Raw genomic sequence first — 23,755 nt, 5'->3', positions numbered from 1 at the left:
GCGTTAAACCTGCCCACCCAACCGCATGTGCAACAACGGAAACGGATTCCCCTGCCCGTCCAGTTCCGAGCGTCCGACCTGCTCAAACCCCATATGGCGATAAAATCCAACGCCCTGCGGGTTCTGCTCATTCACGTCCACCTCGTTCGCGCCGAACTCTGCGATGGCGTGTGTCAGCAGCAATTTCCCAACGCCCTTCCCGCGGCTCGCGTCGTCAACAAACAGCATTTCAATGCGGTTTTCATCCACGCCTAAAAAACCGTGAATAACGCCTGCGTCATCGCGAGCGATCACAACCTTGAGGTTAGGCAGGTAGGCGTTAAGCAATAACGGGCGCAGCGCCGCAATATCGCTTTCCTGTAAAAAGTGATGGGTGGCGCGGACGGAGGATTCCCAGATCGCGACCAGACGTTCGAAGTGTGAAGGGAGTGCGGTTTCTATTTTCATGGGGGGATCATGTGCGGTTTAGGACGTTAATTCAAGTCACTCCTTGCGCTCTGTTCCCCCTCACCCTAACCCTCTCCCTCAGGGAGAGGGAACTGACCGTGCGGTTTTTCATCCCCTACCCTAATCTCCATCACCGCGTACACCCCGTCCTTCGGCACTACCACGGTGACGTTTTCCACCGGCACGCCCGCCGCGAGGTGGATATCCTGCAGCTGCTGTAACGACCTCGGGTGAATATCCTCCCAGCCGATACCGCGCAGCACAAAGTCAATTTGCGGGCTGCTGGTGAGCATGTTCGACACAATCACCGCGCCGCCGGGTTTGACCAGCCGCAGCGCGCGCTGGAGAAAAATCACAGCATCGGTATCGTTGAAGTATTCGAAAATCCCCAGCGCGTCGACCAGTTCGGCCTGATGCTCGCCCAGCTCCTGCAGCAGGTCCTCGTTACGCACCAGCGTATGGAGCAGGTTGCGCCTGAGAAGCGTCAGCTGTTCGCCCACCACAATGCCTTCCTGCGCCGCCATGGTTTCGGCCCAGCTGAGCGCCACGGGGTCTTTGTCCACCAGCGTGAGATACACCTGCTGGCCGTCGAGCTTTGCTTCACGCAGCGCCTCCAGCACCGGGATGGCGGCACCGCTCGCGAGGCTGACCCAGTTGTTCTCGCTCTCATTATGAATGTACTTATCCACCAGCGCGGCCAGCACCCTGGCGCGGGAGCGCACGCCAACCGCATCGTTAGCGTGGATAAACCACTGGCGGCTGTCGCTGTCCATTTTGGTGCCGTCGGGCAGGCGATCTTCCAGCGGGTTTTGCACCACAAACAGCGCCAGTGCGGAGGGCACCAGACGGGTTCGCCACGCGGCAAGCGCCGGGCGGTTGCGGAAGGCCTGTTCGGAATAGCGGTTCTGGGGAACCAGCACGGCCCGCCCCCCTTCGTCGTATTCCACCCTCGGAGGCCGGAGCGCTGGCTCGGCTTTCAGGGCGCGGTCAAGGGAGGCGATCTCGCGGGCAGCATCGTCTTTCATCGGCCACTGGTCGCTGACGTCGGGAAATGACGCGCTGAAAATCGTCATATTTTCCGGTGCATTGCCGCGAAAAGGCTGCCAGTTCATGTCGTCTTTCCTCCGTTAGGCTTTTAACGGAAGTCTATCCAGGCAGGCCAGTAATGCCCCAGGAAGAAAGCACGATTTTTACTGCTTCACCCACACCAGCTGATCGGTTCGGAAGCCCAGGCTGCGCGCGGTGTTCAGGTAATCCTGCTTTACCGCATCCGGGATGGTCGGCGTGCGCGACAGGATCCACAGGTAGTCGCGGTTCGGGCCGCTGACCAGCGCGTACTGGTACTTATCGTCGAGCCTGATCACGTTATAGCCGCCGTAGAACGGACCGAAGAAGGACACTTTCAGCGCGGCGGTGGTCGGCTCGCCGGTAAAGTACGCTTTCCCTTCGCTCTCGTTCCACTTGTTCTTCACCGGATCGTAACCCCGGTTGAGCACGCTAATGCCGCCGTCGCTGCGCTTGCCGTAGGTGGCGGTTACCTGCTCCAGCCCGCGTTCAAAGCGGTTTTCCAGACGGGCGACCTCATACCATTTGCCGAGATAGCGGCTGGCGTCAAAACCGGAAATTGGCTGCACGCCCTTCGGCGGCGTGGGAGATTTACAGGCGACCAGCGTCAGCGCAATGGCAACACCGGTCACAACAGGCCATAGCTTCATGAGAATTCCTTTCATTTGCACGGTTGGACGTTAAGTGTAGTGCACCGTTTCGGCGCTTCATCCCGTTCGGGAAAATTCGTAGTATATTGAGAGTATTCCTCCACTCTGGACACGGACATGGCTTACTCCATCGGCGAATTCGCCCGACTCAGCGGCATCACCGCCACCACCCTGCGGGCGTGGCAGCGTCGCTATGGTTTACTCAAGCCACAGCGCACGGAAGGCGGCCACCGCCAGTACAGCGATGCGGACGTCCAGCAGGCGCTCAAAATCCTCGACTGGGTAAAAAAAGGCGTCCCCATCGGCCAGGTCAAACCGCTGCTGGAACGCCCGACGCCGGGACGGACCAACAACTGGCAAACCCTGCAGCAGAACATGCTGCAACGCCTGCAGGACGGCAAAGTCGAGTCCCTGCGCCAGATGATTTACGACGCCGGACGCGAGTACCCAAGGCCGGAGCTGGTCGCGAACGTCCTGCGCCCGCTGCGCAGCCAGGTCTCGGCCAACGTCGCCGCCGCCATGACCCTGCGCGCGATCCTCGACGGCATCATCATCGCCTACACCTCGTTTTGCCTCGAAGGCGATAAAAAAGCGCCGGGCGATAATATTCTGCTCAGCGGCTGGCACCTGAACGACCCGTGCGAGATCTGGCTCGAAGCCTTAACGCGCACCGGGCAGGGCCACCGAATCGACATCCTGCCGGTTCCGCCTGACGCGCTGGCACCGGAAATTTTTCCGGAGCGTAAATGGCTTCTGGTCACCAGCGGCAAACTCACCGCCGGGCGGAAAAAGCAGGTGGAGCAGTGGCAGCAGCAGGTATCGCTTGAAGTGATTATCCTCTGATAATTTTCTCCTGCGGGAATCTTCACGAAAAGTTGAATATTTTCCCGCGCCACAGATGCTAACGTTTTCCTGTGACGAATAACTCCACAGGAAAACACCATGAAAAAAACTGCCCCTCTGCTGATCCTGGCCTCGATGGCCTTTTCCCCTGCCGCCTTTAGCGCCCCTGCCGGCACCCTGAGCGTCCACATTCTCGACCAGCAAACCGGGATGCCGCCATCAGACGTGACCGTGACGCTGGAGAAGCAGCAGCAGGACAAATGGACCCAGGTTGCCAGCGGCAAAACCGACCACGACGGCCGTATCAAATCGCTCTATCCGCAGGATCAGGACATGCAGCCTGGCGTGTATAAAGTGACCTTCAAAACCGCAGATTACTTCCACGGCAAAAAGCTGGACTCCTTCTTCCCGGAGATCCCGGTGCTGTTTACCGTGACCCGCACCAATGAAAAGCTGCACATCCCGCTTCTGCTGAGCCAGTACGGTTACTCGACCTACAAGGGCAGTTAATACGCATTGATTCTAAAGGAATAAAAAAAATAGTTCCGCGAATACTTGGACAAATTAGTCATGTTGTGTAAGTTTTAATTATATGAACGGGAGGACCACACCATGACAACGAAACCTGTACTCGGTATTAGCGGATGTTTGACCGGCTCCGCCGTTCGCTTTGACGGCGGACACAAGCGTATGGGCTTCGTCATGGATGAGCTGGCCCAGTGGGTGAATTTCAGGCCCGTTTGCCCGGAAATGGCCATCGGTCTGCCGACGCCTCGCCCGGCCATACGCCTGACGCTGACGGACAGCGGTGAAACGCAGCTCCGTTTCAGCAAGCCGCCTCATGATGATATTACGCAGAAAATGGCCGATTTTACGGCGGACTATCTGCCAAAAATCGGCGATCTGTCGGGATTTATCGTCTGCGCAAAATCCCCAAGCTGCGGCCTGGAACGCGTGCGGCTGTACGATGAAAACGGCAACCGGGGCCGCAAGGAGGGCGTCGGGCTGTTCACCGCCGCCCTTCTTGAAACCTACCCGTGGCTGCCCGTCGAGGAAGACGGTCGCCTGCACGACCCGGTGCTGCGGGAAAACTTTATCGAGCGAGTATTTGCCCTGCACGAACTGAACACGCTGCGTAAAAATGGCCTCACGCGCCGCGCGCTGCTGGACTTCCACAGCCGCTATAAGCTTCAGCTGCTGGCGCACCATCAGGCAGGCTACCGTGAAATCGGCCCGTTCGTTGCCTCGCTGCACGAGTGGGAAGACCTGGACACCTTCTTCTTGGCGTACCGGGAAAAGCTAATGACCATCCTGAAAAAACCCGCCTCGCGGAAGAATCACACCAACGTGCTGATGCATATTCAGGGGTATTTTCGTCGCCAGCTGAACACCCGCCAGCGCGGCGAGCTGCGCGACGTGATCCTGCACTATCGCAACGGGCAGTTGCCTATTCTCGCCCCGATCACGCTGCTGAAGCACTACCTGGCCGAATACCCCGACCGGTATCTGATGACGCAAAACTACTTTGATCCCTATCCTGATGATTTGGGTCTGCGTCTGGCAGTCAAGTGATCAAAAAAATGCGAAGGCCCCATTAACCCGTAGAGGCCCAAAGCAGTACCCCGTTTAGACGACATCCTCACTGTCGTCTCTTTTTTGCATTTCATCTCAAAGACTGTGATTATATACAGGCTTATTCTGCAAAAGGGGCCTGCCTGTGATCAACACCCTGCACATTCAAAACTACCGCTCCATCCGCGATATGTCGCTGGAGCTGGAGCAGCTCAACATCGTCTTTGGGCCGAACGGCACCGGTAAATCCAATATCTACAAGGCGATACATCTTATGCACAGCGCCGCCCAGGGGCAGTTTTCCCAGGCGCTGGCGAATGAGGGCGGCATTCTGAAGGTGTTCTGGGCAGGCAAAACCCGCAGCGACCAGCTGCGGCGGATGAATCTGGCCGTGGAAACCGAGACCTACGAATACGAGCTGCAGGTCGGGTTTGTGGAGAAGCTGCCCTATCCCTCGCAGTTTCAGCTCGATCCGGTAATCAAAGAGGAGTCCATCTGGCTGAGCGGCCAGCACCGTCGGCCTTCGTCACAGCTGATGAAGCGTAAAAATCAGGCGGTGTTTCTGAACAACGTGCATCACGAGAAAGTGACCCACAGCGGAACGCTGTACGAGAACGAATCGGTATTTGGACAGCTCGGCGAACCGCATCTTTACCCGGAAGTGTCGCAGATGCGCGAGTCCCTGCGTAACTGGCGCTTTTATCATGAGTTTTCCGTCTCATCCGGCTCGGCGATGCGCGCCCCGCAGGTCGGTTTCCGCTCCCCGGTGCTGGCCAGCGACGGCGCCAACCTGGCGGCGGCGTTTCAGACCATCGTCGAGATTGGCGACGAGCTGCTGCTGATGCGCATCCTCGACCAGGCCTTCCCCGGCTGCGTGTTTTACAGCGACAACACCGGCGGACGTTTTCGCATGATGATGCAGCGGGAGGGGCTGAGCAGGCCGCTGGAACCGGCGGAGTTCTCCGACGGCACCCTGCGCTTCCTGTGCCTGGCGGTAGCGCTGTTAAGCCCGCGCCCACCGGCGTTTATCGCGTTGAACGAACCGGAAAACAGCCTGCACCCGCAGATGCTGCCTGCGCTGGCGAGCTTAATCGCCGAGGCCAGCCGCTACTCGCAGATCTGGCTCACCAGCCACTCGCCGGAGCTGGCGACGTTGATAGAAAAGCATCGTTCGTTCTCGCTGTATCAGCTGTCGATGGTGGAGGGAGAGACGAGGGTGGAGAGGCTGGGGTAGTCTCCAGAGGCACGGAGACTGTTTTTCCGTATCTCGCTTCAGTGAAGCATGCCAATAAAGAACCCCAAATACCCGGCCCTGCTTAACCATAAAAAGGGGCTAGTGAGGCTGGACAACCTGATACTGGTCAATTCTCTCATGGGTGCAAGCCCATCATTTTTGATAACGACATTTTTTGCGCAATAGCGACAGTGCATAATTAGAAACAAAATCCCGGCGATCACGAGGCCAAAAAAGCTTTCTCGACTCCCCCAAAAATGTGCGCTTAATTTTAAATAAGTTAATCCCCATACGCTTAGTAAAAAGACGATAAATGAACATGCTGCGATATTCATGTCTCGCTTACTGCCCAGCCCAAAAAAGAGGGCATCAAAGAAAGACATAGAGGTAAAAGGTGACTGGACGCTTCTTCCCGTCACTTTACTAAAGCGAAAAAAAACGGCCGTTCCAACTACAAAAGCGAAAAGTGCAATTCCTAATAATACGTAAATCATTTCAAGAATCCTTTTTGCCGCCTCATTCAGTACACCTATCAGTTCTTCGACAGGTAAGAAAGTGTATTATCGGCATCAGGTTTGTTTGGTTGAGACTTAGTACGCCACACATTTTCTTCTTCCGCTATGTGCTCTCCTGTATCAGGCTCCTCACCCTGCCTGGTATCATTAGAACAGCAGGTACGCCCGAAGGTGCATTAGCTCACGCTATCGTCTGGTTGGCATCATTCATGGCATCACCGGTTTTGTTGCCTGCAACCGAGAGTGGAGAGGCTGGGGTAGCTCAATCTCTTCATACCCAACTTACCGGGGTGGGTCTTCGGATCGGTTCTTTTCCTTTGCCATAACACACTGTATTCCTCCAATGAGGATCCCACCACTAATGGCAAGGGTAGTAGCTTCAACAAGATCGCTGACTGGAAAATCAAATTGTCCGATGAAAAAGAAGCTGACCAGGGCAATCAACAAACGTCCAAATAAAAGCGTGGCAAATATTCCTGCTATCCAAACAGTGGCCAGTAACAAGAATAATTTTACCCTTGCAGTAATCATTATTTTTCCTCTATATGAATGCGGCAAACTGGTGAAGGACTGTAATCACTAGCTTCTGTAGGTTCCTGAATGCTCACATTTCTTAACCTGTCATTATTACAGAACTTTCACGCTAGTTCTGCAGACGGAACGTCCTACGCCACTCCGCCGGGCTGACCCCAAAACGCGTCTTAAACTGCTGTCGCCAGGTGACGGCGGAATTAAACCCCACCAGCTCGGCCACGCTTTCAACGGGCATATTTCCGGCTTCAAGCAGGATCTGGCTGCGCCGCAGGCGCTCGGCGGTAAGCCAGTCGGCGACGCTCATCCCCGTGGCTTTAATAAAATGACGGGTCAGGGTGCGGCGGCTCATCGAAACCACCTCCGCCAGCGAGTCCAGACTATGCGGTTCGGTGATGTGCTGCTGTAGGTAGTCGATCAGGCAGTTAATGCGTCCGTCGCGGGTATCTTTAGGTACCGGCTGGGCAATGAACTGCGCCTGCCCGCCCTCGCGGTGGGGCGGTACAATCATCCGACGGGCAATCTGGTTCGCGACCACGCTCCCAAAGCGCTGGCGAATGATATACAGACAGCAGTCCAGCGCGGCGGCAGTGCCTGCGGAAGTGATGATATTGCCGTCATCCACGTAAAGGGCATTAATATCCAGCCGGACGTTCGGGAAGAGCGACTGAAACTGGCGTTCGAACTCCCAGTGGGTGGCCGCGCGTTTGCCGTCCAGGATCCCCGCATAGGCCAGCACAAACGATCCCAGACACAGCCCGACGATTTCCGCGCCGTTGTCTCTCGCATGCACCAGGCTGTCGAGCAGCGCCTGAGGCGGGCGTTCAAGGACGTGCTGCCAGTAGGGAACGACGACAATATCGGCCTGACCAATGGCGGTGTAATCCTGCGTGGCGTTGAGGGCAAATCCGTCTTTTGAGGTGAGAAACCCTGGCGTTTCGGCGCAGATCTTCACGTTAAAGCGCTTTTCGCCAGAGACCGAATCACCAAACAGAATGCAGGGAACGGAGTAGTGGAACGGGCTGAACCCGTCTACCGCGACAATCGCGACGTTGATTAGCGACATCTGTCTCTCCTTTCCCTTTAACGCACTCAGAATATAACGGTTTCGCCATCCTGGGGAATGGTCACTGCATCACTCACCTGATTGGCTTCAACGTACTCACGCAGCGCGCTGCGGGTCAACAGGCAGTGGTTAATCGCCTCCATATGGCTCGCCACAATGCTGGCCTGCGGCAGCAGGAAATGAACGTTGAGCACGTCCTCCTGCCCCATAATAATGGGCCCAAAACCAATGACGTGGGCATAGCCCGCGTTCAGCACCACCACGTCCGGCTGGTGCTTTTGCAGATCGGCCGCCACCTCGTCACGCCAGACGGTATCCCCGGCAAGATAGAGCGTCTTCTCATCGGGATGACGCAGCACCACGCCACAGGCCTCGCCCAGCCGCTCCGCCAGCTCCGGCACGGCATAAGCGCGATCGGTACCGTGCTGTCCGCCACGGGTTTTCGTAATCTGAATATCGCCGAAGAAGGTCGCTTCGGTCATGACCGTCAGGTTGCTAAACCCCTGGCTGCGCAGCAGCGCGGCGTCACGGTCGTTTTGCACGTAGATCGGTTTGTCTTTAGCGATCAGCTCCGCCGCGGCGCGATCCCAGTGATCGTCATGGGTATGGGTAACGATCACCGCGTCGGCGTCCAGCAGCGTGTTGACGTCAACGGGGAGTTCGACCGTCGGGTTACGGCGTTCGGCATGCGCCGTGCCGGGAAAGCCCGGATAAGCGCCCTTCGGGGCCAGCATCGGATCGATTAAAAGACGTTTTCCGGCGTAGGAAATAAGCTGGGTGGCGTTGCGAATGTGGGTAATGTTCATGGGCTATCCTCCGGTTGGTGTGATAAGGAGGATAGCCAGCCGTCACTATTGGCGCTGTGGGCTAAAGGGCGATTACCGATGGAATCGGGCCAATTTAAGCAACCCGTTTTCCGTCAGAACGTTTACCAGCCCGGCACCGCCCCGCCGTTAAAGATCGTCTCAGCCGCTTTTGCTACTTCAGGTGACTGATACGACTGGACAAACGCCTTCACGTTCTCCGCGTCCTTGTTGTCCTCACGCGTCACCACGATGTTCACGTACGGCGAGTTTTTGTCTTCAATAAAGACGCTGTCATGCACCGGCGAAAGCCCGGTTTGCTGAATATAGGTAGTGCTGATGATGGCGACATCCACTTTCGGGTCGTCCAGCACGCGCGGCAGCTGCGCCCCTTCCAGCTCCATGATTTTCAGGTGTTTCGGGTTGGCGGTAATATCCAGCGCCGTTGGCAGCAGCCCGGTGTCCGGCTTCAGGGTAATAAGCTTCTCTTTTTGCAGCAGCAACAGCGCGCGGCCAAGGTTGGTCGGATCGTTTGGAATGGCAATGGTTGCTCCGTCCTTCAGGTCAGACACGGATTTGATTTTGCGGGAATAGCCGGCCATCGGGAAGACGAAGGTGTTCGCCACGGCCACCAGCTTGTACCCATGCGCCTTGTTATCTTCTGCGAGGAACGGGCGATGCTGGAAGACGTTGGCATCCAGTTCTCCCTGGTTGGTGGCATCGTTGGGCAATAGCGAGCCGCTGAAGCCGACCAGCTCCACGTCCAGACCATATTTCTCTTTTGCCACCTTTTTGGCGACTTCCGCCACGTCCTGTTCAGCGCCGTTGATGACGCCGACCTTAATGTGTTTGGCATCGCTGCCACTTTGATCGCATCCCGCCAGCAGCAGACCCGCGAGAACCAGAGCACCCAATCGACGTTTCACAAGACAGTTCCTTTTGATAAATGGTGTAGTGACTATATCGACAACGAGACGCTGAAATAAAAACCGAAAAAGAATCAATAAGAAGGATACGTTATATGCGGCCTATTGTCGGGTGGCGCTACGCTTACCCGACCTACGCGCGGAGGTGTTGTAGGCCCGGTAAGCAAAGCGCCACCGGGCGATGGAGTCACGCCTGCCGACGCAGCGGCGCCTCACGTAAAAACCACGACAGCGCAAACGCCAGCACCATAATCCCCGCCGCCAGCAGGAACACCGCGTGAATGGCCGAGCCAAACGCATCGAGATAGTCCAGCCTCAGGGCGTCTGGCAAATGATGAATGGCGGTCGGGTTCAGCTCGCGCGGCAGTTCCGCCCCTTCAGGCAGCCTGTCGACCAGCCCTGACTGCAGAACGTTCGTGAACACCGCGCCAAACAGCGCGACGCCAATGGCCCCGCCAATGGAACGGAAGAGCGTGACGCCAGAGGTGGCTACGCCGTATTGATCCGCCGACACGCTGTTTTGCACCGCCAGCACCAGCACCTGCATCACCAGGCCCAGCCCCATGCCCAGCACGCTGGTAAACAGGTACAGCTGCCAGGTCGGAGACGCGATAGAAATGCGGGTCAGTAAAAACATTCCCACCACGCCGAGCAGCGTGCCGAGGATCGGGAACAGACGGTATTTCCCGGTACGGCTGATGATCCGCCCGCTGATAATGGAGGTCAGCAGCAGCCCGCCCATGAGCGGGATCAGCTGCAAACCGGCCTGCGTCGGGGTCGCATCTTTGACGACCTGCAAATAGAGCGGCAGGAAGGTCACCGAGCCAAACAGCGACATGCCGATGATAAAGCCAATCAGGCTGCAGAGCAGGAAGCTGCGGTCGCGGAACAACGACAGCGGGATGATCGGCTCCCACGCCAGCCGCTCCTCATAGATAAACCCGGCAATGCCCGTCAGGCCAAAGGCCAGAATGCACCACAGCTGCGGGTCGCTCCACTGGCGAACGGTGCCGCCTTCGGTGGTAAACAGGATGATGCACAGCAGTGCCATGCTGAGGTAAATCGCCCCCAGATAGTCAATCTCATGCTTGCTGCGCCGCGCGCTGCCGTGGAACACCGCACCAATCACCAGCAGGGCAAACAGCCCCAGCGGCAGGTTGATGTAGAAAATCCAGCGCCAGGAGACGTGCTGGACGATAAACCCGCCGATCAGCGGCCCAATGACCGTCGCCAGCCCGAATACGCCGCCAAACAGCCCCTGATAGCGCCCGCGATCGGCAGGCGGGATTACGTCCGCCACGGCGGCCATGCTGATGACCATCAGGCCGCCGCCGCCCAGCCCCTGCAGGGCGCGCATCAGCACCAGCTGGGTCATGTTTTGCGCCAGCCCGCACAGCGCGGAGCCCACCAGGAACAACACAATCGCGATTTGCAGGACGATTTTACGCCCAAACAGATCGCCGAACTTGCCGTACAGCGGCACCACGATGGTGGAGCTGAGAATATAGGCCGTCACCACCCAGGAGAGCTTATCCAGCCCCCCAAGCTCGCCGACGATGGTCGGCAGCGCGGTAGAGACAATGGTCTGATCCAGCGCCGAAAGCAGCATCACCAGCAGCAGCGCGCTGAACAGCAGCTTAATCGACGGCGCTTTTTGCGCGGTTGGGGTCATGACGTCGGATTCCATAAGAGATCGCTTGAAATTAATTAATCGCATAATTAATATTTGTGGAAGTGATGAATAAGATCAAGAGGCACCGTGGTCATGCCAGCATTAAAAGACAATTCTGAACCGCGCCGCCCCGGCCGCCCTCGCGGGGGTAAACGCGTCACCGCCAGCCGCGAACAGCTGCTGGATATCGCCCTGAACCTCTTTTCCCGTCAGGGGATCGCCAACACCTCACTCAACGCCATTGCCAAAGAGGCGGGCGTCACGCCCGCGATGCTGCACTATTACTTCAACTCCCGAGAGCAGCTGCTGGATGCGATGATTGAGGAGCGTTTTCTGCCGTTACGCGAGAGGATCGGATCGATTTTCGCCGATAACCGGGATTGGCCGGTGAACGCCCTGACGGAAATGGTTAAGGTGCTGGCCGAACTGGCGGAACAGCATCACTGGTTTGCCCCGCTGTGGATGCAGGAAGTGATTGGCGAAATGCCGGTACTGCGCACCCATCTCCAGGCGCGGTTTGGCGATGAAAAATATCAGGCGACGCTCGCCACCATCAAAGGCTGGCAGCAGGAAGGGAAGCTGAATAATGAACTGGCACCGGAACTGCTGTTCACCACGCTGCTGAGCCTGGTGCTGGTGCCGTTCTCACGCATGCGCAATGACGAGAGGCTAAAATCCCTCTCGCCGGAAATCATTGTCCGTCATGCGCTTGCCGTAATCGGCACCGGGATAGGCGGTTAAAGCGCTTTTGCCAGATAGTGGCGCTGCATGCCCGCAAAAGGGTAATCCTGCAAAGACATTTGCAGCTGGTACCCCTGTTTTTCATAGAACGGGCGCGCCTGGAAGCTGGCCGTATCCACCAGCGCGTGCCTGCAGCCTTTGCGTCGGGCTTCGTCTTCGGCCGTTCTGATGAGCTGGCTGCCAACGCCGGATCCGCGCACGGTCTCGCTGACCCACAGAAAATCAATATTCAGCCAGTCGCCTTTACGCACCCCAATTAGCCCGCCGAGCATGATGCCTTTTTCGTCCCGCACGTAAACGCCAATATCCCCGCTGAAGGTCGCCAGATCTAAAAACTGCCCGTTATACGATCTCAGCCCCGTTAATAACTCTTCTTTTTCTTCCGGCGTAACTTTTTCAGTGATGCTCAACTGCATTTTGTTCTCCTTATTTTGAGCGCAATCTGAATATCTCACAGCTTCACCTTCATAAAAACTCCTTATTTCCTCCATTGTTTAACCCTGGAAATATTCATTCAATATGTAAATAAAAAAAGCCTTTCCAATACGCACCCAAAACGTATACTGAGAACGATCATTCTCACTTTTACACGGTAGCCGACGATGAGTACGAAACTGGAAGAAAGACAAAAACAACGTCAGGACGAAATCATCACCGCCGCGCGCCGCTGCTTTCGCGCCAGCGGATTTCATGCCGCCAGCATGTCGCAGATCGCCAGCGAGGCGAAGCTTAGCGTCGGGCAAATTTACCGTTATTTCAGCAACAAAGACGCGATTATCGAAGAGATGATCCGCCGAATCATCGACTCGCGCATCGAGGAAATGCAGGGTAAAACCCTGGTAGAAGGGATGCCGCAGGCGCTCGCCTGGCGACAGACCCTCAACGAAGATGACGATGCGCTGATGCTGGAAATGTCCGCTGAGGCCACGCGCAATCCGCAGGTGGCAACGATGCTGATAGAAGCCGAATCGCGCATGTTCGCCAACGCCTGCGCGCATCTGAAAAAACAGTTTCCCCACCTGAGCGACGAGCATATTCGCTGCTGCGTGGAGATTACCGCCGTGATGATTGAGGGGACGATTTATCGTCGACTCACGCCATTAAAAGTACCGTCAGAACAATTAGAGCCTCTTTATCAGGATATTTTAAATATGCTTTTCTCTGCGAAGTAATCGCATATGAATAATTAGCGGGAATAAGTAATTCCCCATTTTTACATTTCTGGCTCAGCCAGAGATGCGGTATCGCTGTGCCTTTAAATAGCCCTCCTCCCTGTTAAGCGATTAACGGGGCAGGCATCGTTCACCCTGGAAAAAGATTATGAAAACCATAACAACCTCCATCGCGGCATTACTCCTCCTGACAGGGTGCGATAATGCGCAAACATCTGCTCCCCAGCGTCCTCTTCCGGACGTGGGGATTGTCACCCTCATGAGCCAGCCGGTGTCCGTCGTCAGCGAGCTGACGGGCCGCACCACCGCCGCCATGAGCGCCGAAGTGCGCCCGCAGGTGGGCGGCATTATTCAGAAGCGGCTGTTCACCGAAGGCGATACCGTTAAAGCCGGACAGGCGCTGTATCAAATTGACCCTTCCAGCTACCGCGCCGCCTACGATGAAGCCGCCGCGGCGCTGAAGCAGGCCCAGGCGCTGGTAGCGGCCGATTGCCAGAAGGCCCAGCGCTACGCGCAGCTGGTGAAAGACGACGGCGTGTCGCGTCAGGACGCAGAGGACGCGAAGTCCACCTGCGCGCAGGACAAGGCCAGCGTTGAGTCAAAGAAGGCCGCGCAGGAGAGCGCGCGCATTAACCTCAACTGGACCACCGTCACCGCGCCGATTGCCGGACGCATCGGCATCTCCTCCGTCACGCCCGGCGCGCTGGTGACCGCCCAGCAGGATACCGCGCTCGCCACCGTTCGCGGACTGGACAGCATGTACGTCGATCTCACGCGTTCCAGCGCCGATCTGCTGCGTTTACGCAAGCAAACCCTTGCCACCAATAGCGATACGCTAAGCGTGTCGTTAATCCTTGAAGACGGCAGCACCTACAGCGAGAAAGGCCGTCTGGCGTTAACCGAAGTGGCGGTGGATGAATCGACCGGCTCGGTCACGCTGCGCGCCGTCTTCCCGAACCCGCAGCATCAGCTCCTGCCGGGCATGTTCGTTCGAGCCAGGGTGGATGAGGGCATCATGAACGACGCAATCCTCGCTCCGCAGCAGGGCATCACCCGCGATGCCAAAGGCGCCGCCACCGCGCTGGTGGTCAATGCCAGCAACAAGGTCGAGCAGCGTCAGCTGGAGACGGGCGACACCTACGGCGACAAATGGCTGGTGCTGAGCGGCCTGAAGGCGGGCGATAAGCTGATTGTGGAAGGCACCGACAAAGTGACCGCCGGGCAGGAAGTGAAAGCCGAAGAGATGAAAGCCAGTGGAGGAAACGCCTGATGTTTTCCCGCTTCTTCGTGCGTCGCCCGGTCTTTGCCTGGGTCATCGCCATTCTTATCATGCTCGCCGGGATGCTGGCGATCCGCACGCTGCCGGTGGCGCAGTACCCGGACGTCGCCCCGCCGTCGATCAAAATCTCCGCCACCTACACCGGCGCCTCCGCGCAGACGCTGGAAAACAGCGTGACGCAGGTGATCGAGCAGCAGCTCACCGGGCTGGATAACCTGCTCTACTTCACCTCCACCAGCAGCTCGGACGGGTCGGTGAGTATTAACGTCACCTTCGAGCAGGGAACCGATCCGGACACCGCGCAGGTGCAGGTGCAGAACAAGGTCCAGCAGGCGGAATCGCGCCTGCCGACCGAGGTGCAGCAGTCCGGCATTACCGTCGAGAAATCGCAGAGCAACTTCCTGCTGATCATGGGCGTGTACGACAAAACCGACGCCGCCAGCAGCTCGGATATCGCCGACTGGCTGGTGAGCAATATGCAGGACCCGCTGGCGCGCGTGGAGGGCGTCGGCAGCCTGCAGGTGTTCGGGGCGGAATACGCGATGCGCATCTGGCTCGACCCGGCGAAGCTGGCGTCGTACTCGCTGATGCCGTCCGACGTGCAGAGCGCGATTGAAGCGCAGAACGTACAGGTTTCCGCCGGTAAAATCGGCGCGCTGCCCTCGTCGAACGCCCAGCAGCTGACCGCCACCGTGCGCGCCCAGTCGCGCCTGCAGACGGTGGATCAGTTTAAAAACATCATCGTGAAGAGCCAGTCCAGCGGCGCGGTCGTGCACATCAGCGACGTCGCCCGCGTGGAGATGGGCAGCGAAGATTATACCGCCACCGCGAAGCTCAACGGCCACCCGGCGGCGGGTATGGCAGTCATGCTTTCACCGGGCGCGAACGCGCTCAACACCGCCACGGCGGTGAAAGATAAAATCGCCGAGTTTAAAAAGTCGATGCCGGAAGGCTACGACGTGGCCTACCCGAAAGACAGTACCGAGTTCATCAAGATCTCCGTTGAGGACGTGATTCAGACCCTGTTCGAAGCCATTATCCTCGTGGTGGTGGTGATGTACCTGTTCCTGCAAAACATCCGCGCGACGCTGATCCCGGCGCTGGCGGTGCCGGTGGTGCTGCTGGGCACCTTCGGCGTGCTGGCGCTGTTCGGCTACTCCATTAACACCCTGACGCTGTTTGCGATGGTGCTGGCGATTGGGCTTTTGGTGGATGACGCCATCGTAGTGGTGGAAAACGTCGAGCGTATTATGCGCGACGAGGGGCTGCCCGCGCGGGAAGCCACCGAGAAATCAATGGGAGAAATCTCCGGCGCGCTGGTCGCCATTGCGCTGGTGCTCTCTGCGGTATTCCTGCCGATGGCCTTCTTCGGCGGCTCCACCGGGGTGATTTACCGCCAGTTCTCGGTCACCATTATCTCGGCGATGCTCCTCTCCGTAGTGGTAGCGTTGACCCTGACGCCCGCGCTGTGCGGTTCGATTCTGAGCCACACGGCGCCGCATAAAAAGGGCTTCTTCGGCGCGTTTAACCGCTTCTACAGCAGGACCGAGCGCGGCTATCAGAACAAGGTGCTTCGCGCTCTGCGCCGTTCCGGCGGTATGCTGGTTATCTACGCCCTGCTCTGCGGCGCGATGGGCTTCGCCATGCTTAAGCTGCCGGGCAGCTTCCTGCCGACGGAAGATCAGGGCGAAATCATGGTGCAGTACACCCTGCCGGCCGGTGCGACGACGGTACGTACCGCCGAAGTCAGCCGCCAGGTGCGCGAGTGGTTCCTCACGAAAGAGAAAGCCAACACTAACGTGATCTTCACCATTGAAGGCTTCAGCTTCAGCGGCAGCGGCCAGAACGCCGGAATGGCGTTTGTCTCCCTGAAAAACTGGTCAGAGCGTAAAGGCGATGAGAATACCGCTCAGGCCATTGCCCTGCGCGCCACGCAGGAGCTGAGCACTATCCGCGATGCGACCATCTTTGCCATGACGCCGCCTGCGGTGGACGGTCTGGGCCAGAGCAACGGCTTTACCTTTGAGCTGATGGCCAGCGGCGGCACCGACCGCGACGCGCTGCTGAAGCTGCGTAACCAGCTGATTGGTCAAGCCAACCAGGACAGCTCACTGCACGCCGTGCGCGCTAACGATCTGCCGCAGATGCCGCAGCTTCAGGTGGATATCGACAACAACAAGGCCGTGTCGCTGGGGCTGTCCCTGAGCGACGTGACCGACACCCTCTCCAGCGCCTGGGGCGGGACCTACGTGAACGATTTTATCGACCGCGGCCGCGTGAAAAAGGTCTACATCCAGGGCGACAGCGACTATCGCGCCGTGCCGTCGGATCTCAACAAATGGTATGTGCGCGGCAGCGACAGCACCATGACCCCGTTCTCCGCCTTCGCCACCACCCGCTGGGAGTATGGCCCGGAAAGCCTGGTGCGCTACAACGGCTCGGCGGCGTATGAGATTCAGGGCGAAAACGCCAGCGGCGCGAGCTCCGGCACGGCGATGAGCACAATGGAGCAGCTGGCGAATAATCTGCCGTCCGGCAGCACCTGGGCGTGGAGCGGTTTGTCGCTGCAGGAAAAACTGGCGAGCGGTCAGGCGATGAGCCTCTATGCCCTCTCCATCCTGGTCGTGTTCCTGTGCCTGGCGGCGCTGTATGAGAGCTGGTCGGTACCGATTTCGGTCATCCTGGTGATCCCGCTTGGCGTGCTGGGCGCGGCCGTCGCCGCCTCCCTGCGTGGCCTGAACAACGACGTCTATTTCCAGGTGGCGCTGTTGACCACCATTGGCCTGTCGTCGAAGAACGCCATCCTGATTGTCGAGTTTGCCGAAGCCAAAGTCGCCGAAGGGTACTCCCTGACCCGCGCCGCCCTGCGAGCCGCTCAGACGCGCCTGCGACCAATCATCATGACCTCGCTGGCGTTTATCGCAGGGGTGACGCCGCTGGCCGTGGCAACCGGTGCTGGTGCCAACAGCCGCGTGGCAATTGGTACCGGCATTATCGGCGGGACGCTGGCCGCGACGCTGCTGGCGATTTTCTTCGTCCCCTTATTCTTTGTACTGGTGAAACGTCTGTTCTCCGGTAAGCACGCGAACCGGAGGTCATAATGTTTCGTGTCTCTGTTTTAGTCTTAGCCCTGCTGAGCGCAGGCTGTGTGTCGTTAGATCCAACCTGGCAACGCCCGGACGCCCCCGTCCCGGCAACCTTACCCGGCGCCCACGGCGAAGCCACCGCCGTGGTGAGCCAGTGGCAGCAGGTGATGAACGACGCGCGGCTGAAAAGCGTGGTGACGATGGCGCTGAACAGCAACCGCGACGTGCAAAAAGCGATTGCGGATATCGACGCCGCCCGCGCCCAGTACGGTGAAACGCGCTCGTCCCTGTTCCCGACGGTGGACGCGGAGCTGAGCCACACCCGCAGCCGCACGCTGGCGAGCGGCGTGACCACCAGCGACGAAGCCAACGGCGCGGTCTCCAGCTTCGAGCTGGATCTGTTTGGCCGCAACCAGAGCCTCTCCCGCGCCGCGCGTGAAACCTGGCTTGCCAGCGAGTTCACCGCGCAGAACACGCGCCTGACGATGGTTAGCGAGCTGACCACGGCCTGGGTGACGCTGGCGGCGGATAACAGCAACCTGGCGCTGGCGAAATCCACGATGGAGAGCGCGGCGAATTCGCTGAAGATTGTGAAGCGCCAGCAGGAAGTGGGCGTCGCGGCGGCGACGGACGTCAGCGAAGCGATGGCGGTTTACCAGCAGGCGCGCGCCAGCGTGGCGAGCTACCGGACGCTGGTGATGCAGGACAAAAACGCCCTTAATCTGCTGGCGGGCGATACGGTGCCGGAGAACCTGCTGCCCGGCACGCTGGAGAGCCTGAACGATAACGCCATCACGCTGATCCCGGCGGGCGTCAGCTCCAGCGCGCTGCTGCGTCGCCCGGATATTCAGGAGGCCGAGCATAACCTGCTGAGCGCCAACGCCAATATCGGTGCGGCGCGGGCCAACTTCTTCCCGACCATTTCGCTGACCGCCAGCGCGGGCGTCGGCAGCGATTCGCTCTCCTCCCTGTTCAGCCACGGGATGAAGGTCTGGTCGTTTGCACCGTCCATCACCCTGCCGCTGTTTAGCGGCGGGAACAACCTGGCACAGCTGCGCTACGCGGAAGCGGAGAAGAAGGGACTGATCGCCACCTACGAGAAAGCCATCCAGAGCGCGTTTAAGGACGTGGCCGACGCGCTGGCGCGACGTGAAACCCTGAGCGAGCAGCTCGATGCCCAGCGCGAATACGTCGCGGCGGAGCAAAAAACGCTGGACGTGGCAACGCGCAGCTATAAGGCGGGCGCGGGGGATTATCTGACGGTGCTGACCGCGCAGCGGTCGCTGTGGTCGGCGCAGGAATCGCTGATCGCGCTGCAGCAAACCGACCTGGAAAACCGCATCACGCTGTGGCAGTCGCTGGGCGGGGGGATCCAGTAACCTTATCGGTGGGCGATTCTCATGCGCAAAAAAGAGAAAATCATACTTTCGGCTGGAATCGCTACACTGAATGTAACGATATATTTCATGGGAAGCATGTGACTTCTAAAGGGGGTTGTTGATGAAAGCTGCGCACCTGGTCTGCCTGCTGGTTTGTCTGCTCTTCGCCGCGTTTGTCCATGCTCAGGAAAAGGAGGATCCGGCGAAAGAGGCGCAAATAAAGCAGCAGGTCCTGAAAGATATTAAGAAAACCTGTACGCCACAGAAAAAGCAGAGCGATAAGGCCTGGCAGGAGATGATTTTGTCCTCCGAGGCCAATCAGCTGCTGATCAAAAACGCCATCACCGCCGTCAAGCGCGACAACCTGGACGCCTACTGGGCCGCAATTGGCCAGGTGGATTGTATGGAAGATTATTGAGGGCTGGAAACGTGCTTCTCGCCGGGTGGCGGCTGCGCCTTACCCGGCCTACACAATATTTTTAACGCTTACGCATGTCCGGAATGATCAAATCCCCACGCAGAACGTAGGACCCGAGCATCTGCGTTTTCTCCGTCAGCCAGCTGACAATGCGCGCCGCCATGGCGTCCATGGAATATTCAATCGCCGGGATCACCGGAATACCCGGCAGGTGCAGCGATCCGGCAAGGCTGAAGACCATAATGTCGTCCGGTACCGATTTGTTAAACGCCTGCAGCTGCGGGATCACCCGCTGGGCTTCCTGCTCGTCCGCCACCAGCAGCGCGTTGAAATTCAGGGTGCTGGCGTTGTTAAGCAGCTCCTGCAGCGCAACGGATGAGGAGGTGGCGTCCATAAAGACCAGGCTGCGATTGAAGGGCAGGAAATTTTTCTCCAGCGCATGCTTGTAGCCGAGCAGCACCTGGTCGGCAAAACCGCTGCCGTGCGGGTGGATGAGCGCAATCTGGCGTCGCCCCTGGCTGGTGAGGTAGTTACAGGCGGTTTCGGCGGCAAAGGCGTGATCGAACTGGATGCTGTTGGCGTTATCAGACTCCATACAGTCGACCAGAATGACGTTTTCCATATCCACGTCCAGCGGAAAACGGGCGCCAATCACCAGGATATCATCACAGAGCCCGCAGGAGAGTTCTTCAAGGGCGTGCATCACTTCCGCTTTGCTGTGCGCGAAGCGCAGCAGGAGGTGTTTTTGATGCTGGCTGAGCTGTTTTTCCAGCGCGTAGAGATAACCGGTGGTCTGGTTAATGTTTTCCTGCGCGCAAATGACCCCGATACAGCCCGTCGACTGGCTCAGCAGCGACTGGGCGATCACGTTAGGCCGGTAGTTCAGCTCATCCACCGCTTTCAGTACGGCCTGACGGCTGGCTTCCTTTACGCCACGCGACCCGCTCAACACTCGCGATACCGTGGCTTTAGACACCCCGGCAAGACGTGATACATCATTGATTGTCGACATCTCTTTCCCCTGACAGGCTTACCTCGCGCCTGCAAATTCCATGACCGCTTCGGCTCACATTATAGCCAGAACGGAGTATATCCGTTTCCGTTTTCCATGGAAACCGATTTTCCGTTTCCACTCAAAATGATGTCAAAACAGCCAAATTATGTGATGCGCATCCGGTTAATTAGCCTCATAAGCAAGGGATCTTGATGGGTATCACACTTCTGTCTTTTATGAATGGAAACCGGTTTCCGTATAATGTCCAATCATCCTCGCAATAACTTTTTACATTTAGAGGATGGTTGTCGATGTTCAAGATTATGCTGTGCTGCTCTGCCGGGATGTCCACCAGCCTGCTGGTCAGCAAAATGGTCGATGTCGCGAAAGAACGTGGTTTGCCGGTGAAGATTGATGCGTACGGTGTTTCCGAATTTGATACGCAGTTTCCGCAATACCAGGTTGTCCTTCTCGGACCGCAAGTGAAATACATGTTACAGACGCTCTCAGACAAGGCGGCAACGCAAGGCATTCCGGTACAGCCCATCGACATGATGGACTACGGCATGCAGCGTGGCGATAAAGTACTGGACTATGCTCTGTCGCTCATCGAAGCGGCACACTAAAAGGTGTTCACATGAGTTCGTTATATCAATCCATGGTCGCGGTAATTGAGCAGTCAATTACCCCGCTGGCCGCCAAGCTCGGCCAGCAAAAGTATGTGATTGCCATCCGCGACGGCTTTACCGCCGCGCTGCCGTTTATGATCATCGGCTCGTTTATGCTGGTGTTCATCTTCCCGCCGTTCTCGGCGGATACCACCAACAGCTTCGCCCGCGGCTGGCTGGATTTCTCCCAGACCTACCGCGAGCAGCTGATGCTGCCGTTTAACCTCAGCATGGGCGTGATGACCTTCTTCATCTCGGTGGGGATTGGGGCGAGCCTGGGGCGTCAGTTTAACCTCGACCCGGTGATGTCCGGCCTGCTGGCCTTTATGGCCTTCCTGCTGGTCGCCGCGCCGTATGCCGATGGCAAAATCTCGACCCAGTATCTCTCCGGCCAGGGCATCTTCACCGCGCTTATCACCGCCATCTACTCTACCCGCGTGTATGCGTGGCTGAAGCAGAACAACGTGACCATCCGCCTGCCGAAAGAAGTGCCCACCGGCGTGGCGCGTTCGTTCGAGATCCTGATCCCGGTGATGGTGGTGATCGGGACGCTGCACCCGCTGAACCTGTTCATTGAAGCGCAGACCGGGATGATCATCCCGCAGGCGATCATGCACCTGCTGGAGCCGCTGGTGTCCGCCTCTGACTCCCTGCCCGCCATTCTGCTCTCCGTGCTGCTGTGCCAGATCTTCTGGTTCGCCGGTATTCACGGCTCGCTGATTGTCACCGGCATCATGAACCCGTTCTGGATGGCGAACCTCTCCGCAAACCAGGCGGCGCTGGCTGCAGGCGCGGCGCTGCCGCACGTTTACCTGCAGGGTTTCTGGGATCACTACCTGCTGATTGGCGGCGTAGGCTCCACGCTGCCGCTGGCGTTCCTGCTGCTGCGCAGCCGCGTTACCCACCTGCGCACCATCGGCAAAATGGGCGTGGTGCCAAGCTTCTTTAACATCAACGAACCGATTCTGTTCGGCGCGCCGATCATCATGAACCCGATGCTGTTTATCCCGTTCGTGTTCGTTCCGCTGGTCAACGCCTGCCTGGCGTACGGCGCAACCAAACTCGGCTGGCTGGCACAGGTTGTGTCGTTGACCCCGTGGACCACCCCTGCACCGATTGGCGCCTCGTGGGCGGCGAACTGGGCGCTGAGCCCGGTGGTGATGTGCCTGGTCTGTATGGTGATGTCCGCGCTGATGTACCTGCCGTTCCTGCGCGCCTATGAGCGTACGCTCATCAAAAACGAAGAGCAGAAAGCCCAGGCAACCGTCGGCGCCGCCGAAACCGCCAGCAATTAAGTCAAAGAGGAAGAGTCATGAAATACGCATTTCCCGATAATTTCTGGTGGGGCAGCGCAAGCTCCGCTCTCCAGACGGAAGGGGCAAGAGAAGGGGAAACCACGTGGGATTACTGGTTTGCCCGCGAGCCGAACCGTTTTCACAACGGCGTGGGGCCGCAGCAGACCTCCACGTTCTATCAGCACTGGAAAACGGATATTCAGCTGTTAAAGCAGCTGAACCACAACAGCTTTCGCACCTCGATTAGCTGGGCGCGCCTGATCCCCGACGGCATCGGTGAAGTGAACCCGGAAGCGGTCGATTTTTACAATCAGGTCATTGATGAGCTGAATGAACAGGGCATCACGCCGTTTATCACCCTGTTCCACTTCGACATGCCGATGGCGATGCAGGACATCGGCGGCTGGGAAAACCGCGACGTGGTGGACGCCTACGCCCGCTATGCGCAGATCTGCTTCGAGCTGTTTGGCGATCGCGTGCTGCACTGGTTTACCTTCAACGAGCCGATCGTGCCGGTGGAAGGCGGTTATCTGTACGACTTCCACTATCCGAACGTGGTGGATTTCCAGCGGGCAGCCACCGTGGCGTATCACACCGTGCTGGCCCACGCGAAGGCGGTTCAGGCCTACCGCGCCGGGCATTACGCGGGGGAGATTGGCATCGTGCTGAACCTGACGCCGTCGTATCCGCGCTCGCAGAACCCGGCAGACGTGAAGGCGGCGCACATTGCGGACCTGATGTTTAACCGCAGCTTCCTTGACCCGGTCCTGCGAGGGGAATACCCGGCAGACCTGGTCGCGCTGCTGAAATCCTACGATCAATTACCCGCCTGTAAACCGGAAGACGGCTTCCTGATTGCGGAAGGGAAAATCGACCTGCTCGGCGTGAACTACTATCAGCCGCGTCGCGTGAAGTGTCGCGACAGCGCGGTGAACCCGCAGGCGCCGTTTATGCCGGAGTGGTTCTTTGATAGCTACGAGATGCCGGGCCGCAAGATGAACCCGTACCGCGGCTGGGAAATCTACGAGCCGGGTATTTACGATATTCTGGTTAACCTGCGCGACAATTACGGCAACCCTCGCTGCTTTATTTCTGAAAACGGCATGGGCGTCGAAAATGAGCAGCGCTTTATTGAAAACGGCCAGATTAACGATCGGTACCGCATTGATTTTATTTCCGAACATTTATCCTGGCTGCATAAGGGTATTAGCGAAGGGTGCAATTGTCTTGGCTATCATATGTGGACGTTTATTGATAACTGGTCGTGGTGCAACGCGTATAAAAATCGCTACGGATTTATCCAGCTCGATTTAAAGACGCAGCAGCGCACCATCAAGAAAAGCGGAGAGTGGTTTGCCGCCACCGCCTTAAATAATAGTTTTGATAAAGAGTAATGATG

The 23,755-nt window shown here is 57.9% G+C and carries 24 protein-coding genes; 13 read left to right on the top strand and 11 right to left on the bottom strand.

Annotation, left to right across the window (positions count from 1 at the left end):
• Positions 1–3: 3 nt before the first annotated feature.
• The 3 genes from AB8846_RS12475 to AB8846_RS12465 all read right to left on the bottom strand — a co-directional run bounded on the left by AB8846_RS12475 (position 4) and on the right by AB8846_RS12465 (position 2,162).
• The gene (locus AB8846_RS12475; protein WP_370732812.1) at positions 4–447 is read right to left on the bottom strand and encodes an acetyltransferase; all 444 of its coding nucleotides are present in this window, start codon (positions 445–447) and stop codon (positions 4–6) included.
• A 65-nt stretch (positions 448–512) separates the two neighbouring features.
• On the bottom strand, positions 513–1,559 hold the full coding sequence (locus tag AB8846_RS12470; protein ID WP_370732811.1) for a class I SAM-dependent methyltransferase: 1,047 nt from the start codon (positions 1,557–1,559) through the stop codon (positions 513–515).
• A gap of 78 nt (positions 1,560–1,637) precedes the next feature.
• The gene (locus AB8846_RS12465; RefSeq protein WP_029740779.1) at positions 1,638–2,162 is read right to left on the bottom strand and encodes a lipocalin family protein; all 525 of its coding nucleotides are present in this window, start codon (positions 2,160–2,162) and stop codon (positions 1,638–1,640) included.
• A gap of 117 nt (positions 2,163–2,279) precedes the next feature.
• Between AB8846_RS12465 and AB8846_RS12460 the strand changes: the two genes are divergently transcribed.
• From AB8846_RS12460 to AB8846_RS12445, 4 genes are all read left to right on the top strand, one after another.
• Positions 2,280–3,005, top strand: coding sequence for a MerR family transcriptional regulator (locus AB8846_RS12460; RefSeq protein ID WP_331413905.1), 726 nt, complete (start codon positions 2,280–2,282; stop codon positions 3,003–3,005).
• Between the two features lie 99 nt (positions 3,006–3,104).
• A complete protein-coding gene (gene uraH, locus AB8846_RS12455; RefSeq protein WP_370732810.1) occupies positions 3,105–3,515 on the top strand; it encodes a hydroxyisourate hydrolase in 411 nt (136 codons plus the stop codon).
• Between the two features lie 102 nt (positions 3,516–3,617).
• A complete protein-coding gene (locus AB8846_RS12450; protein WP_370732809.1) occupies positions 3,618–4,577 on the top strand; it encodes a YbgA family protein in 960 nt (319 codons plus the stop codon).
• A 145-nt stretch (positions 4,578–4,722) separates the two neighbouring features.
• A complete protein-coding gene (locus tag AB8846_RS12445; RefSeq protein ID WP_370732808.1) occupies positions 4,723–5,811 on the top strand; it encodes an AAA family ATPase in 1,089 nt (362 codons plus the stop codon).
• A 38-nt stretch (positions 5,812–5,849) separates the two neighbouring features.
• On the opposite strand, the gene AB8846_RS12440 is transcribed toward AB8846_RS12445, so the two are convergent.
• The 6 genes from AB8846_RS12440 to AB8846_RS12415 all read right to left on the bottom strand — a co-directional run bounded on the left by AB8846_RS12440 (position 5,850) and on the right by AB8846_RS12415 (position 11,339).
• Entirely contained in the window at positions 5,850–6,305 is a 456-nt protein-coding gene (locus AB8846_RS12440; protein WP_370732807.1) for a hypothetical protein, read from the bottom strand.
• A gap of 303 nt (positions 6,306–6,608) precedes the next feature.
• The gene (locus tag AB8846_RS12435) at positions 6,609–6,857 is read right to left on the bottom strand and encodes a hypothetical protein (protein ID WP_063145158.1); all 249 of its coding nucleotides are present in this window, start codon (positions 6,855–6,857) and stop codon (positions 6,609–6,611) included.
• A 112-nt stretch (positions 6,858–6,969) separates the two neighbouring features.
• Complete coding sequence (locus tag AB8846_RS12430; RefSeq protein ID WP_370732806.1) at positions 6,970–7,923, bottom strand: GlxA family transcriptional regulator; 954 nt, start codon at positions 7,921–7,923, stop codon at positions 6,970–6,972.
• Positions 7,924–7,949: 26 nt separating this feature from the next.
• Positions 7,950–8,729 carry an MBL fold metallo-hydrolase gene (locus AB8846_RS12425; protein WP_370732805.1) on the bottom strand — a complete coding sequence of 260 codons (780 nt, stop codon included), beginning with the start codon at positions 8,727–8,729 and terminating at the stop codon, positions 7,950–7,952.
• A 122-nt stretch (positions 8,730–8,851) separates the two neighbouring features.
• Positions 8,852–9,670 (bottom strand): lipoprotein NlpA, encoded by an 819-nt coding sequence (gene nlpA, locus AB8846_RS12420; RefSeq protein WP_173651704.1) that lies wholly within the window; start codon positions 9,668–9,670, stop codon positions 8,852–8,854.
• Between the two features lie 169 nt (positions 9,671–9,839).
• Positions 9,840–11,339: an MDR family MFS transporter gene (locus AB8846_RS12415; RefSeq protein ID WP_063145154.1), complete on the bottom strand. Its 1,500-nt coding sequence runs from the start codon at positions 11,337–11,339 to the stop codon at positions 9,840–9,842.
• A 78-nt stretch (positions 11,340–11,417) separates the two neighbouring features.
• Between AB8846_RS12415 and AB8846_RS12410 the strand changes: the two genes are divergently transcribed.
• Positions 11,418–12,065 carry a TetR/AcrR family transcriptional regulator gene (locus tag AB8846_RS12410; RefSeq protein ID WP_370732804.1) on the top strand — a complete coding sequence of 216 codons (648 nt, stop codon included), beginning with the start codon at positions 11,418–11,420 and terminating at the stop codon, positions 12,063–12,065.
• Here AB8846_RS12410 and AB8846_RS12405 read toward each other — a convergent pair.
• Positions 12,062–12,481: a GNAT family N-acetyltransferase gene (locus AB8846_RS12405; protein ID WP_063145152.1), complete on the bottom strand. Its 420-nt coding sequence runs from the start codon at positions 12,479–12,481 to the stop codon at positions 12,062–12,064. The two genes, AB8846_RS12410 and AB8846_RS12405, sit on opposite strands and share 4 nt — an antisense overlap.
• Positions 12,482–12,667: 186 nt before the next feature.
• Between AB8846_RS12405 and AB8846_RS12400 the strand changes: the two genes are divergently transcribed.
• The 5 genes from AB8846_RS12400 (at position 12,668) to AB8846_RS12380 (ending at position 19,399) form a co-directional block, all read left to right on the top strand.
• Positions 12,668–13,237, top strand: coding sequence for a TetR/AcrR family transcriptional regulator (locus tag AB8846_RS12400; RefSeq protein WP_033144322.1), 570 nt, complete (start codon positions 12,668–12,670; stop codon positions 13,235–13,237).
• A 148-nt stretch (positions 13,238–13,385) separates the two neighbouring features.
• The gene (locus AB8846_RS12395) at positions 13,386–14,507 is read left to right on the top strand and encodes an efflux RND transporter periplasmic adaptor subunit (RefSeq protein WP_370732803.1); all 1,122 of its coding nucleotides are present in this window, start codon (positions 13,386–13,388) and stop codon (positions 14,505–14,507) included.
• Positions 14,507–17,617 (top strand): efflux RND transporter permease subunit, encoded by a 3,111-nt coding sequence (locus AB8846_RS12390; protein ID WP_063145150.1) that lies wholly within the window; start codon positions 14,507–14,509, stop codon positions 17,615–17,617. The genes AB8846_RS12395 and AB8846_RS12390 overlap by 1 nt, the downstream gene beginning before the upstream one ends.
• Positions 17,617–18,981: an efflux transporter outer membrane subunit gene (locus tag AB8846_RS12385; protein ID WP_370732802.1), complete on the top strand. Its 1,365-nt coding sequence runs from the start codon at positions 17,617–17,619 to the stop codon at positions 18,979–18,981. The genes AB8846_RS12390 and AB8846_RS12385 overlap by 1 nt, the downstream gene beginning before the upstream one ends.
• 121 nt (positions 18,982–19,102) lie before the next feature.
• Positions 19,103–19,399: a YicS family protein gene (locus AB8846_RS12380; protein WP_023333976.1), complete on the top strand. Its 297-nt coding sequence runs from the start codon at positions 19,103–19,105 to the stop codon at positions 19,397–19,399.
• 61 nt (positions 19,400–19,460) lie between these two features.
• Here the strand turns inward: AB8846_RS12380 and AB8846_RS12375 are convergent, their stop codons facing one another.
• Positions 19,461–20,411, bottom strand: coding sequence for a LacI family DNA-binding transcriptional regulator (locus tag AB8846_RS12375; protein WP_370732801.1), 951 nt, complete (start codon positions 20,409–20,411; stop codon positions 19,461–19,463).
• A gap of 293 nt (positions 20,412–20,704) precedes the next feature.
• On the opposite strand from AB8846_RS12375, the gene AB8846_RS12370 reads away from it, so the two are divergent.
• Genes AB8846_RS12370 through AB8846_RS12360 form a run of 3 tightly spaced genes read left to right on the top strand, consistent with a single transcriptional unit; the run spans position 20,705 to position 23,750 of the window.
• Positions 20,705–21,019, top strand: a complete 315-nt coding sequence (locus tag AB8846_RS12370; RefSeq protein ID WP_023333974.1) for a PTS sugar transporter subunit IIB — start codon at positions 20,705–20,707, stop codon at positions 21,017–21,019.
• An 11-nt stretch (positions 21,020–21,030) separates the two neighbouring features.
• A complete protein-coding gene (locus tag AB8846_RS12365) occupies positions 21,031–22,356 on the top strand; it encodes a PTS sugar transporter subunit IIC (RefSeq protein ID WP_032662003.1) in 1,326 nt (441 codons plus the stop codon).
• A 17-nt stretch (positions 22,357–22,373) separates the two neighbouring features.
• A complete protein-coding gene (locus AB8846_RS12360) occupies positions 22,374–23,750 on the top strand; it encodes a glycoside hydrolase family 1 protein (protein ID WP_370732800.1) in 1,377 nt (458 codons plus the stop codon).
• The last annotated feature ends 5 nt before the right edge of the window (positions 23,751–23,755 follow it).

Origin of the sequence: Enterobacter sp. KB-221C9, assembly GCF_041320715.1 — a bacterium.
GTDB lineage: Bacteria > Pseudomonadota > Gammaproteobacteria > Enterobacterales > Enterobacteriaceae > Enterobacter > Enterobacter asburiae_D.
This window is presented reverse-complemented; position numbering and strand designations above follow the sequence as displayed.

Bases quoted from the DNA above. Each gene is read 5' to 3' on its own strand.
- AB8846_RS12475 (WP_370732812.1), bottom strand. From the start codon at position 447: ATGAAAATAGAAACCGCACTCCCTTCACACTTCGAACGTCTGGTCGCG.
- AB8846_RS12470 (WP_370732811.1), bottom strand. From the start codon at position 1,559: ATGAACTGGCAGCCTTTTCGCGGCAATGCACCGGAAAATATGACGATT.
- AB8846_RS12465 (WP_029740779.1), bottom strand. From the start codon at position 2,162: ATGAAGCTATGGCCTGTTGTGACCGGTGTTGCCATTGCGCTGACGCTG.
- AB8846_RS12460 (WP_331413905.1), top strand. From the start codon at position 2,280: ATGGCTTACTCCATCGGCGAATTCGCCCGACTCAGCGGCATCACCGCC.
- uraH (WP_370732810.1), top strand. From the start codon at position 3,105: ATGAAAAAAACTGCCCCTCTGCTGATCCTGGCCTCGATGGCCTTTTCC.
- AB8846_RS12450 (WP_370732809.1), top strand. From the start codon at position 3,618: ATGACAACGAAACCTGTACTCGGTATTAGCGGATGTTTGACCGGCTCC.
- AB8846_RS12440 (WP_370732807.1), bottom strand. From the start codon at position 6,305: ATGATTTACGTATTATTAGGAATTGCACTTTTCGCTTTTGTAGTTGGA.
- AB8846_RS12435 (WP_063145158.1), bottom strand. From the start codon at position 6,857: ATGATTACTGCAAGGGTAAAATTATTCTTGTTACTGGCCACTGTTTGG.
- AB8846_RS12430 (WP_370732806.1), bottom strand. From the start codon at position 7,923: ATGTCGCTAATCAACGTCGCGATTGTCGCGGTAGACGGGTTCAGCCCG.
- AB8846_RS12425 (WP_370732805.1), bottom strand. From the start codon at position 8,729: ATGAACATTACCCACATTCGCAACGCCACCCAGCTTATTTCCTACGCC.
- AB8846_RS12415 (WP_063145154.1), bottom strand. From the start codon at position 11,339: ATGGAATCCGACGTCATGACCCCAACCGCGCAAAAAGCGCCGTCGATT.
- AB8846_RS12410 (WP_370732804.1), top strand. From the start codon at position 11,418: ATGCCAGCATTAAAAGACAATTCTGAACCGCGCCGCCCCGGCCGCCCT.
- AB8846_RS12405 (WP_063145152.1), bottom strand. From the start codon at position 12,481: ATGCAGTTGAGCATCACTGAAAAAGTTACGCCGGAAGAAAAAGAAGAG.
- AB8846_RS12400 (WP_033144322.1), top strand. From the start codon at position 12,668: ATGAGTACGAAACTGGAAGAAAGACAAAAACAACGTCAGGACGAAATC.
- AB8846_RS12395 (WP_370732803.1), top strand. From the start codon at position 13,386: ATGAAAACCATAACAACCTCCATCGCGGCATTACTCCTCCTGACAGGG.
- AB8846_RS12390 (WP_063145150.1), top strand. From the start codon at position 14,507: ATGTTTTCCCGCTTCTTCGTGCGTCGCCCGGTCTTTGCCTGGGTCATC.
- AB8846_RS12385 (WP_370732802.1), top strand. From the start codon at position 17,617: ATGTTTCGTGTCTCTGTTTTAGTCTTAGCCCTGCTGAGCGCAGGCTGT.
- AB8846_RS12380 (WP_023333976.1), top strand. From the start codon at position 19,103: ATGAAAGCTGCGCACCTGGTCTGCCTGCTGGTTTGTCTGCTCTTCGCC.
- AB8846_RS12375 (WP_370732801.1), bottom strand. From the start codon at position 20,411: ATGTCGACAATCAATGATGTATCACGTCTTGCCGGGGTGTCTAAAGCC.
- AB8846_RS12370 (WP_023333974.1), top strand. From the start codon at position 20,705: ATGTTCAAGATTATGCTGTGCTGCTCTGCCGGGATGTCCACCAGCCTG.
- AB8846_RS12365 (WP_032662003.1), top strand. From the start codon at position 21,031: ATGAGTTCGTTATATCAATCCATGGTCGCGGTAATTGAGCAGTCAATT.
- AB8846_RS12360 (WP_370732800.1), top strand. From the start codon at position 22,374: ATGAAATACGCATTTCCCGATAATTTCTGGTGGGGCAGCGCAAGCTCC.